Source organism: Enterovibrio norvegicus DSM 15893 (genome assembly GCF_900115495.1).
GTDB classification, from domain to species: Bacteria; Pseudomonadota; Gammaproteobacteria; order Enterobacterales; family Vibrionaceae; genus Enterovibrio; species Enterovibrio norvegicus.
Map to the genome: position 1 here is coordinate 1 of NZ_FOWR01000071.1, position 10756 is coordinate 10756.

A 10756-nucleotide genomic window follows, 5' to 3' on the forward strand; every position below is an offset into this window, starting at 1 on the left:
GCATCACTCCGAAGAGCTCAACCATCTTGGGTCACTCAGTTCATTGATAAATCTTATGTCTATCAAGTACGAGTGCCCACACAGATTGTATAGGTCAAATTGTTAAAGAACGTTGACTGTAGAAGCGTTTGCTTCTCATCGTCAGGGCTGCGAATTCTACGCTGCCAGGAGATGAAGTCAAGAAGAAATTTTGAGATTTTTCAGCGTGGTGTTCACCGCATCCAAAACGTCTTGTTGACTTCCTTCAACCGAGATAAGCACTGGGCTTTTACGTTGAAGCAGGCGGGCATTCTACTGATTCAAACCAACGCGTCAAGCGTTTATTTATCATCGATTTTAGAAGCCATTTCCCACCTGATTTCGTAGAGCGATTTCTCTTTAAGAAGTCGTTCTCCGTGTCAGTGAGGCGGCATTATAGAGACTGAGATCACATTGGCAAGCGTTTTTATTCGTTTTTATTTCGACTGAACACAATTCAACCTAAACTTTAAAAAACACAACATATTGCAACATTAGATAACGGTCACATTCACTCACTGGTAATAACAATTCAATAACCGTAATATCAAACCGACAATTGTATTTATTTCAATCAGCATTGATTTCTATTCTTCATGCTACTTCTTCTAACAGAACTTTAAATTAGACGATTATGAGAACATCTATAAGTTTGCTTATTGCAGCAGTCATTGCTGGACTGGGCGCATTACTGCTCAATACTTCACAACTAATATCGAGTACCGGGTTCGCATTTGCAATGGGTGCCATAACCGTAGGTATTGCCCTTTCTCTTTTATCTACTAAATCTACAGACACTACTTCTGAGGCGTCTTCGCTTAATTCAAAAACAATCTATGTAGGTAACCTGCCTTATCGTGCAAATGAAAATGACGTGAAGGAGCTCTTCGCTGAATACGGTGAAGTGTTTGCGGTACGTTTGATGAAAGACAAAAGGACAGGGAAACGCAGAGGGTTTGGTTTTGTTGTCATGGCCGCCGCCGATGCACCAGCAGCCATTGACCAACTAAACAATAGTGAATACGGCGAAAGGACGTTAAAAGTCAGGGAAGCGAATGACCCTAGAAAGTCGGAGCGCGTTCAATAGGCGAAAAGCCTAGTAGTGACAACTCCTGATTTAACGCACTCTCTTCTTTTACTGGTGCACTACTAAATACTCTGTGTTTATGTTTATTGAAGAAGGCCTTTTGGCCTTCTTCTTTTATTAGCTCTGCAACTCTACTCGCAATCGCTTCTCCCGAATCGATCACCCTACAGTCTTTACCAACCACCTCTTCAATTTCTTCTTTAAGCAATGGAAAGTGAGTGCAGCCTAAAACGATACAGTCTACCTGCCCAATAAACGGGGCGAGAATGTCTTTTAATATACTTTTATTTACAAGCTTGCCACGTAATTTGGACTCCCCCATTTGAACCAACTCAGTCGAACCGACCATATTAACGTCGCAATCAGGCGCGAAATCATTTACGAGCTGGAAAGTATAAGGACGCTTTATTGTGGCTGGCGTGGCTAAAAGACCAATGTTTTTCGTCTTGCTTAATACTGCGGCAGGCTTTATCGCGGGAACGACGCCGACGACAGGAATAGATAGCATGTCTCGAAGATATGAAAGCACAAGTGTGCTTGCGGTATTGCACGCAATGACCACCAACGAAATGTCGTGCTCAGCGCAGATCGACGACACCATACCAGTGACCCTAGACACCAATACGTCGTCTTTCAATTCACCATAAGGAAACGCTGCATTGTCGAAGGCATAAATCACATGCTGTTCAGGCATCATCTTCGTGATTTCTCGATAGACTGAAAGCCCACCTACACCAGAATCAAAAATCAGCACACTTTTCACATTTATTACCTTCGTCATTATTTTCGCCGTCATGATACTGCGCATGCTCAGCTTTTAAAATCTCTCACTCAAGAAGGCGGTGTATCTGATGATGAAAGCGCCCTTCCCTTTTGACAGTATCGACCTCTGTAGTAAGTGGGTAAGAGAAGCAAGGCGCATCTGTGACTAATGTATGGAATTCACCATTTTCACCGCATGGGTCACAATGGGTGGGCAACTCGTCAAGAAGTCGCTGATCGTAGACTCTTCCAAGGTAGCTTCCGTCTAGTTGCGAGGTATCAACTGTGGTCAGTCTCGTAACAATACCCACCTCTATGATCTCTCTGGCGAGCAGTGCGCTGTCTTGGCCAATAAGCGGAAACACACATTCCCACCCTGCCGGCTCTATGTAACTTCGACGGTATGCTTCTATGCCGTTACAAAACATATCCCCGAACGCGACAGCATCAACCTCAAGGCCGCTATGCTTGATACCACTAATGATCGCTTGCTGGTATGCATCGTTAGGAGGGAACACCTGATCCAGTTCGATCAGAACCAAAGGCAGGCCAATGCTTTTCGCTTGCGCCTTAACGATATCAATGGGGGTGGCTTGAAATGGTACTTCCCCATCGACATACGACGTATACAAGCCGACGACGTCATAATCAGGGTTTTGCTGAAGCCTATAAAGTGTGAGTGTTGAATCTTTGCCATTATGCACAAGCTTTTTTTGGGATTTTTTTATTAATCATTATAAAACAATATCTTATATCAATTTCTCTTCTTTTCCATTTACAAATCCCTTTCAAAATGACAATAGATAGCTGTCATCCGAGCAAACCAGATGAATCCTACAATTTGCCTTTACATTTTTGGTGATTAAGACCAAGCACTCAAAAAAACAACCTCACCCGTTGTACTTCTTAAAATTCTCCGCCTGCTCAAGCACGTTCTTGTAAACGTCATCATTCGCAATTGGCGGGAAGCCGAAGCGGTGTAGCAGTCTGATAAGGTCAACTTTCAGCTTGGCTTTGATGTTGTCGCGTTTGCTCCAGTCTGGGTACTGTGCGTTGTCATCAACGATCACCTTCATTGCTTTTGCCAGCTCAAGCATCTTCTCGTCATCGTAGGTGAACTGGTATTTCACACACATGTGCTCCAGGATGTCGAGGAACGCCTTCTCTTCCATGTCGATGCCGATATCTTCAAACGACAACATCTCTGCTTTGATGTCGTAGATCATGTCGGTCATCATCTGGCTGAAGTTGTCGAACTCCTCGCCGTTGAGCACGTCGTTTTCTTTGCGTTCGTTGTACTGGTCTACCAGCGCCTGAAAGCGTTTAGAAAAGTTGATGTCCTGTAGCTGGTTCACCTTCTTGAAATCGCTGATGGCCTTTTCCAGCATCTTTTGCAGCAGTTGCATTTTGGTGTTGGGCAGTTTGATTTTATTGATGCGGGCCATGTACTCATCATCAAAGATGTCGATGGTCTCGGCTTTGTCATCGCCCAAGGTGAAGATTTCCTCCACACCCTCTGCGCGCAATGCCTCCGCAATCATCTCGCGGACACGCTTGTTCATCTGGGCAGTGTCTGGCGCATCGCCTTTGGTCAGCTTGAACACGATAGAGCGAACAGCGATGTAGAAGTGAATATGCTCACGTTCCTCTTGCTCGATCTCCTCGCTGCCTACACACACGTCATAAGCCGCTTTCAGACGTTTCACCAAGCCCATAAAGCGCATTTCAGTCTTCTTGGTCTGAAGCACAAACTCGGCGGCTTGGTTCAGGCACTCCAACTGCTTGACGGGTTCACCCCCGAAGTAATCGCTGCTGTCGAATTTATGGAAGACCTGGGCCAGCAGGTGAAGATGGTTGCGCACTTCAATCAATGACTGACGCACATCCTCAAAGTTGGACTCATCGGCTTTGGAGTACATCGCCAGTGCCTGATTCATACGGGACTTGATACCGATGTAATCGACCACCAATCCCTTGTCTTTGCCTTCAAACTTACGGTTAACCCGCGAAATGGTCTGGATCAGATTGTGCTTTTGTAACGGCTTGTCGATGTAAATAGTGTCTAGCTCGGGTACGTCAAAGCCCGTCAGCCACATGTCCACAACGATAGCGATTTTGAAGTTCGACTTGGCGTTCTTGAACTGCTTATCGAGCTCCTTGCGGTAGTCTTTGGTTTTGAGCAACGCGTACATGTCGGCATCGTCGTCTTGGCCTCGGGTCATCACCATATTGACCATCGGCAGCGACATCAGCTCTTCTTTGTCTTTGTCGGTCAGTTCGACACCATCAATCGCTTGCTTCTCTTCGAACCACTCAGGGCGAAGTGCTTTAACGTTCTTGTAGAACTCATAAGCAATTTCACGGCTGGCGCAAACAAACATCGCCTTGCCTTTGATGGTGGCACCTTCAGAGACGCGCTTTTCATAGTGAGTGACGAAGTCCCTTGCTAACTCTTCAATCCGGTCAGGGTCACCCAAAATCGCGTTCATATTGGCAGAGGCTTTCTTGCTCTCTTCAATCTGGTGCTCGTTGGCGCCCAGACGTTCACATTCTTCGTAGTACCGCTCGATTTCTTCCAGCTTGCTGTTATCAAGGATCACCTTGGCGGCGCGGCCTTCGTAAACAATCCGCACCGTGATGCCATCGTTCACAGCCTCGGTCATGGTGTAGGTGTCGATGGAAGGGCCAAACACATCCAGCGTGGCGTCGATAGGCGTACCTGTGAAACCTACATAGGTCGCGTTTGGCAGCGAGTCATGCAGGTACTTGGCGAACCCATAGGTCTTCTTGATGGTGCCTTTGTCCTGATCGATGGTGATTTTCTGATCGAGGTTAATCTGACTGCGGTGCGCTTCATCCGAAATACAGACCACGTTGTTGCGGCTGGTCAGCAGCTTGATGTCTTCAGTGAACTTATGAATGGTCGTGAGGAACACACCGCCGCTGGCACGTCCTGCCAACTTATCGCGTAGATCCTGACGGCTGGTGACAGGCTCAATCACTTCATCGCCAATGTAGCCGGTCGCGTTGCAGAACTGCTTAGAAAGCTGCTCATCCAAATCGGTACGGTCGGTAATAAGCACGATAGTCGGGCTTTCAAAATCGACCGACTTCATCAGAAGGCGCGATAAGAACTGCATGGTGTAGCTTTTGCCACAACCCGTCGCCCCAAAGTAGGTGCCACCTTTACCAGAGCCACCGCCTTCTTTGTAAGGGACAATCTCCCCTTTGGCGTCCAGTACCTTGCGCTCTTTTTTGATGTTGTAGTAAAGCTTACGGGCAGCGTAATACTGCGGATAACGGCAACACAGCTTCACCTCTTTCTTGCTGGTATCAGGGAAGAAGACAAAGTTTTTGATAACATCCAGCAAGCGGGTTGGATGGAACAGCCCCTGAATCATCGTATAGAGGGCATTAATCCCGTCTTTCTCGGTCGATTCATTGCCCGTTACTTTGCGCCATGCGTAGAAGAACTCATAGGGCGAGAACAGGTTTCCCATTTTGTTGTTTACACCATCACTGACGATACATAGTGCGTTGTAAACAAACAGCTTGGGGATGTCGCGTCGGTAACGGTTGGTTAGCTGATCCCACGCGTCATAAGTGGTGGCCTCTTCTTCTCGCACCGCGGATTTGAACTCGAACACCACCACAGGCAAACCATTGACGTACAAAATGGCATCAGGGATGCGCAGCTGTTGGTCTACACCCTCAACCTCTAGCTGGTTCACCAAACGGTAGCGGTTGTTATCCGCCTCAATGGTGTCGATGCCTTCCACAAACATCGCCGTCAGTTTTTCTGGCAGGGCGGCTGTATCAATCAGATGAATGTGAAGGTCTTTCTCTGTGCGGTCAGCACGTTTGAAGGGAAAGCCATTACTCAGCCACTGACAGAAGGTTTTGTTGCTCTGGTACAGGTCGCTGGCTGGCAGGGTTTGCAGCTGACGGACGATGGTTTCAATTTCGCCCTCAGTGATGCTGTCTGCTTTGTACTGCGCGTTAAGGTAACTGCGCAGGTCATCGAGGATCAGCACTTCTGAGTCATCAGGGCGCGGAATATCGCTGCCGATGTGGTGCGGGTACACCCGCTGGCCGGATGCGGTGTGATGCTCACCGAGTAAGGTGATGATGGCCTGTTCCAGTTTTGCTTCGTTGAAAACTCGATTACTCATCATCATCCTCCTCTTCGGTGGACGTAAATTGAATCAGCATTTCTCGATACCCTGATGGGTCCTGAGAAAAAAGCATCTGGCTAGCGGTGTATTCGATGTTGATTTTCTCAGACAGTTTTAGGGAAAAACCGTCAAACTGGCCATCAAGCCAGTCATTGAAATCAGGATAATCATCATATTGGATTCTATGATGGGTGTCGGGCTCTAGTGTCTCTCTGTGCTTTTTGTAGAGGAAGGCCGCGAGGCCATCGACTGATGACAAAACAAACTCTACTTCCGCCATCCGTAACGGATTTTCATGATAACCATCATCACCGTGCGAAGCTGCGCCATATCGATTCCTGAGTTCATTTGTCACATTGACGATCGAGCCAGCTAACCTTGAAACTTTTTGAGAGATATCATCATTTTTACTAAAAGGAACATGCTGCTTAACATCATTAAACAAAGGATAAAAATCTTTGCCTAGATTCGGTGTCTCTTCACGATCAGAAATAATCGTTTTGAAAACTGATTCGAGGAATGCCTTTGATAAATCGATAGATAAAGATGAGTCACCTTCTTGAATAGCTGACTCTAGCCGCTCTTTTTGTTCGATCAAATGCGTAGCTGTATCAGTCTCTGCTACTGCCCTAGTACTCAATCTCAAGCGAAACGTGTCGTTAGACATCAGATGATCTCCAGTTCACCAGATATCAGCTTTGGTAACAATGAATCTCGCAAAGCACTTAGAGAGCGGCATTCTTCAACGTTCTTTGAGATTTTACTTAGGTACAAAGCTACTGTTTCAGAAAAGGCGTTCGCTGATTGGGCTGAAGGAACAACAATCGGGATGGTCCGGAATGTTTTTTTACTGATTTCCGCGAAAGTGGTGCCTCCAGAAATGCTTTTTATCATTTCAATTTTGGAGTCGAGCCAATACAACGCAAACTCTTGAGTCAGTGACTTACACTCTGTGATAGCAATGTAACCTTGATTTATTGCGACGGGAACTTTGGTCATCGCTAGATAGCCAACAGGGGCCCTCGAGGACATCAACACCGTTTCTGGTGGAAGCAATCCTGAAGTTATCTTACTTAAGCCTGTAGCAGTGATTTTCCTTTCGGTGTCGAGCAGGATTTTTTCTGCTTTACCTGAAAGGTCTTTTGGTGATGTCCAGTGGATATCACCCCCTTCCCAGAATTCGGCATTCTTGGTACTCGGTGTTGAACCACCTTTGACTGTAAATTCGTCTCCTGCGGTAGATACCACCCACCCCTTCGGCACCCAACCCAGTTCGCTTTCTTCAAACGCATCAGGAAACAGCTGGCGTACATCATCTGGCAGTGGTTTGAAGCCTTCGCTTTCACGTACCGCTTTGCGCGCTTCAGCGCGGTGTTGCAGCTCGTCGGGGATAGGATTGTCCGCATCCAGCGCGTTATCAATCACAGGGTCGAAATCGACGAACCATGACTTAAACAGCGTCTGCGCCATCTGCTCCAGCGTCTGGTTGATTTGGCGGTTTAGGGTGATTTTGTTGTCGAAATTTCGCAAAAGCTTGGAAATCCCCTTTTGACACTGGACAGGGGGTAAAGGCAGTAGCAAACGCGAAAATGTATCTCTCGATAGACTTGGATTTGAAGTTCCATCTTTTAGATGATTCAGACCAATAAATCGAACTAAATAGTAAAAATATTGCAAGTCAATATTTTCAGATTTAGCAGTCACATAATAAGCCGTATCGATCACCCAGAAGTTATTCTCGGACCACTCCACTCCTAGAGGTCCCTGACCTTTTCTTCCTAAGATCACTCCTGGCCCACTCACTAAAAATTCGTTGTGGTGCCCACATTGCCCGTTAGTACCATAAACAGGAACGTCTCCCTCTACTCTGTGTTGCGCTGTGAGGGCTTTTCCATAGTTTAAAGTAACAAGTTTACCCGCTTGTACCAGAGGATATTTCCAGTCTGTCTTTGACGAAAAGCCTCTTGGATATAATCCCTCTTGGTTATGCTTCATAACCGAGTCCTTTCAGGCTTGACAGAATGGACAATTCCAAATCATTGGACTCGGCAAATTGTTTTGATAGAAGATAAGTCAGTTCGGTCATTTTGGTTTCAAACGGTATACCGTCATCTTCCAAATCCGCTGCGCCCACGTAGCGTCCCGGTGTCAGCACAAAATCGTTGGCTTTGATGTCGGCAATGGTCGCCACCTTGCAGTAGCCTGCGGTGTCTTGGTACTTCTCAACGCTGATTTCTTTGGCGTCAATGCGGCGGGTCAGTTCGCTTTGCTCACAGCGCCATGCATGGTAGGTGTCTGCAATCTTGGCGATATCGTCACGTGTCAGTTCTTTATGTACACGGCTGACCATGGTGCCCATTTCACGGGCATCGATAAACAGGGTTTCGCCTGTGCGGTCACGGTAGCCATAGCGCGGGTTGGCCTTTTTGTTTTTGGTCATGAACCACAGGCAGACCGGAATTTGCGTGGTGTAGAACAGCTGACCTGGCAGGGCAATCATGCACTCGATGCGGTCATCTTCAATCAGCTTCTGGCGGATTTCGCCTTCGCCGCTGGTGTTCGAACTCATTGAACCGTTCGCCAGTACAAAGCCTGCGGTGCCGTCTTCACTCAGTTTCGACAGCATGTGCAGAATCCAACCGTAGTTAGCGTTGCCTTTTGGCGGGGTGCGGAAGCCGTTAAAGCGCGCATCGTCCGTGAGCTCGGCATCATTACGCCAGTCTTTCAGGTTAAACGGCGGGTTCGCCATGATGTAGTCAGCTTTCAGGTCTGGGTGCTGGTCGCTGAAGAAGGTATCTGCTGGGCGCTCGCCAAGGTTGCCCGTCAGGCCACGGATTGCAAGGTTCATTTTTGCCAGCTTGAAGGTGGTACTGGTCAGCTCCTGTCCATAGATGGCGATGTCTTTGCTCTTGCCCTGATGGCTTTCAATAAACTTGAGCGACTGAACGAACATACCGCCTGAACCACAGCACGGGTCGTAGATTTTGCCTTGGTAAGGTTCGAGCATTTCAGCCAGCAGGGTAACCACAGATTTTGGTGTATAGAACTCGCCGCCACCTTTGCCTTCGGTAGCCGCAAAGCGACCAAGGAAGTATTCATACACACGCCCGACCAAGTCCTCTTCGGTCATGTCGCATTGGTTGGCGCTTTCTCCGTGAACATAGTTATCGATGTTTTCGATAGCATCAATCAAAGAGGCGAGCTTTTTGGTCTCAAGGCCCATGCGCGAGAAGTAGTTATCTGGCAATGCGCCTTCAAGGGCTTTGTTCTTGCTTTCAATCGCTTTCAGGGCGCTGTCGATGATGATGGCGATGTCATCTTGCTTGGCGCGGGCTTTCACAAACGACCAACGTGCGTGGTCCTCAAGGAAGAAGACGTTGTCTTGCTGGTAGAACTCCGGCATATCAACAAAGGCTTCTTCACCCTCATCAATCAGTTGTTGGCGCTTAGCTTCGAATTTGTCGCTGATGAATTTAAGGAACACAAGGCTCAACACCACGTGCTTGTATTCAGACGATTCGACGCTGCCGCGCAGCTGGTTGGCGGTATCCCAAAGGGTTTCTTCAAAGCCCTTGGTCGGTTTCTTCTTTGCTGGAGTTTGGGCCATGTTGAATGGTTTCCTGGAAATAGATAATTGGCTTCCTGAGTAAGCCATCGAACGGTCATACATCAACGCCGTTCTGAATGCGCGCATTCTATGCCAAAGGCCATGTGTTCGCTATTTCTGAACGGGTGATATTCTCGCTTTTTATAACGACAACGGTGACAGAGCGAGCGATACATTGCCTGATTTTATTGAATATAATTTATCATTCTGTCAGTAAATATGTACGTGTGTTGGCTCAAAGTTGTGGCTCGGTTTGGAAAAGTCATCTCATTCAGCGCCAACATGCCAAAGCAGCTTCTCGCTCTTTTACCTTCACATCGGGTCATTTATTGCCTACTGAGCAAGAGTTTGCTCAACATTAGGCAGTTATTCGCTTGCGTCTCATTCATACGCACGTGAGACGCTTATAAACCCTCTAGCATTCGGGGCACGTGTTTTGCTTACTCAGCGTAGGCAATAGTTAGGTGTATGTAGGCGCATAGGGAAATGGCAAAAATTGTAAGGCTGGATAGCCTGTCAAACGGTGAAGCAGTTCGTATTGAAGGGAACATTTCACGTTACAGTGAAGCCGACTTACTGGCGATGTTGCCTTCAGGCTCAAGCGGTGTGTCGATTACATCTTCCCTCGCGCGGGGCGAGATGGTGGTGATTTCAGATAACCCGGCAGCCCCCTTGTTTACGTTCTCTGATGGTAAGTTGGTCGCCAATGCCAGCAACCAAATCACGGTGACAGACCAGGCGTTCAATGATGCCAAACAGCGTTTTTTGGCTACCAAACTTCGCATGGGCACATCGCGTCCCGCAAACAATGGCCCCTCGTCTAGCTTTTCAGAGTCAAACTATGTCCCTGAGCCTGTCGTTACAGAACCACCGCTAACACCGACTCCACCGCATGCGATATCAGAGAACTTCGCTAAATCGCCTCAAGCAGACAAGGTTTTTGCTAAATCTTGCACCCGACCTTATGGCGACACGCAAGCCTGCGAAGAAGAAATAAAAGCACCTAACTTTGGTGTAATGGCGGCGATGGCTCCCGCAAGGGCAATGACAGCTAACGGTCTTTTACCACTAGGGAAAGTAGCAGGCACGACGTCTAAAATGCCTCTT

7 protein-coding genes and 1 pseudogene are annotated in these 10756 nt (G+C 47.5%); 2 read left to right on the forward strand and 6 right to left on the reverse strand.

Annotated features, from left to right (window positions below; genetic code table 11):
* Positions 1 to 652 precede the first annotated feature (652 nt).
* A complete protein-coding gene (locus BM082_RS23880) occupies positions 653 to 1105 on the forward strand; it encodes an RNA recognition motif domain-containing protein (protein WP_017015717.1) in 453 nt (150 codons plus the stop codon).
* Here the strand turns inward: BM082_RS23880 and murI are convergent.
* From murI to BM082_RS23910, 6 genes are all read right to left on the reverse strand, one after another.
* Positions 1080 to 1913, reverse strand: coding sequence for a glutamate racemase (gene murI, locus BM082_RS23885; RefSeq protein ID WP_074928882.1), 834 nt, complete (start codon positions 1911 to 1913; stop codon positions 1080 to 1082). The genes BM082_RS23880 and murI overlap by 26 nt on opposite strands.
* 19 nt (positions 1914 to 1932) lie before the next feature.
* Positions 1933 to 2571 carry an adenine nucleotide alpha hydrolase gene (locus BM082_RS23890; RefSeq protein ID WP_244276083.1) on the reverse strand — a complete coding sequence of 213 codons (639 nt, stop codon included), beginning with the start codon at positions 2569 to 2571 and terminating at the stop codon, positions 1933 to 1935.
* Between the two features lie 186 nt (positions 2572 to 2757).
* Positions 2758 to 6039: a type I restriction endonuclease subunit R gene (locus BM082_RS23895; RefSeq protein ID WP_074928885.1), complete on the reverse strand. Its 3282-nt coding sequence runs from the start codon at positions 6037 to 6039 to the stop codon at positions 2758 to 2760.
* Positions 6032 to 6709: an abortive infection family protein gene (locus BM082_RS23900; RefSeq protein WP_074928886.1), complete on the reverse strand. Its 678-nt coding sequence runs from the start codon at positions 6707 to 6709 to the stop codon at positions 6032 to 6034. The genes BM082_RS23895 and BM082_RS23900 overlap by 8 nt, the downstream gene beginning before the upstream one ends.
* The gene (locus tag BM082_RS23905) at positions 6709 to 8037 is read right to left on the reverse strand and encodes a restriction endonuclease subunit S (RefSeq protein ID WP_083417943.1); all 1329 of its coding nucleotides are present in this window, start codon (positions 8035 to 8037) and stop codon (positions 6709 to 6711) included. Before BM082_RS23905 ends, BM082_RS23900 begins: the two co-directional genes overlap by 1 nt.
* Positions 8027 to 9649: a type I restriction-modification system subunit M gene (locus tag BM082_RS23910; RefSeq protein WP_074928888.1), complete on the reverse strand. Its 1623-nt coding sequence runs from the start codon at positions 9647 to 9649 to the stop codon at positions 8027 to 8029. Before BM082_RS23910 ends, BM082_RS23905 begins: the two co-directional genes overlap by 11 nt.
* A gap of 486 nt (positions 9650 to 10135) precedes the next feature.
* Here BM082_RS23910 and BM082_RS23915 point away from each other — a divergent pair.
* A pseudogene (locus BM082_RS23915) lies at positions 10136 to 10756 on the forward strand (S-type pyocin domain-containing protein); the annotation flags it as partial.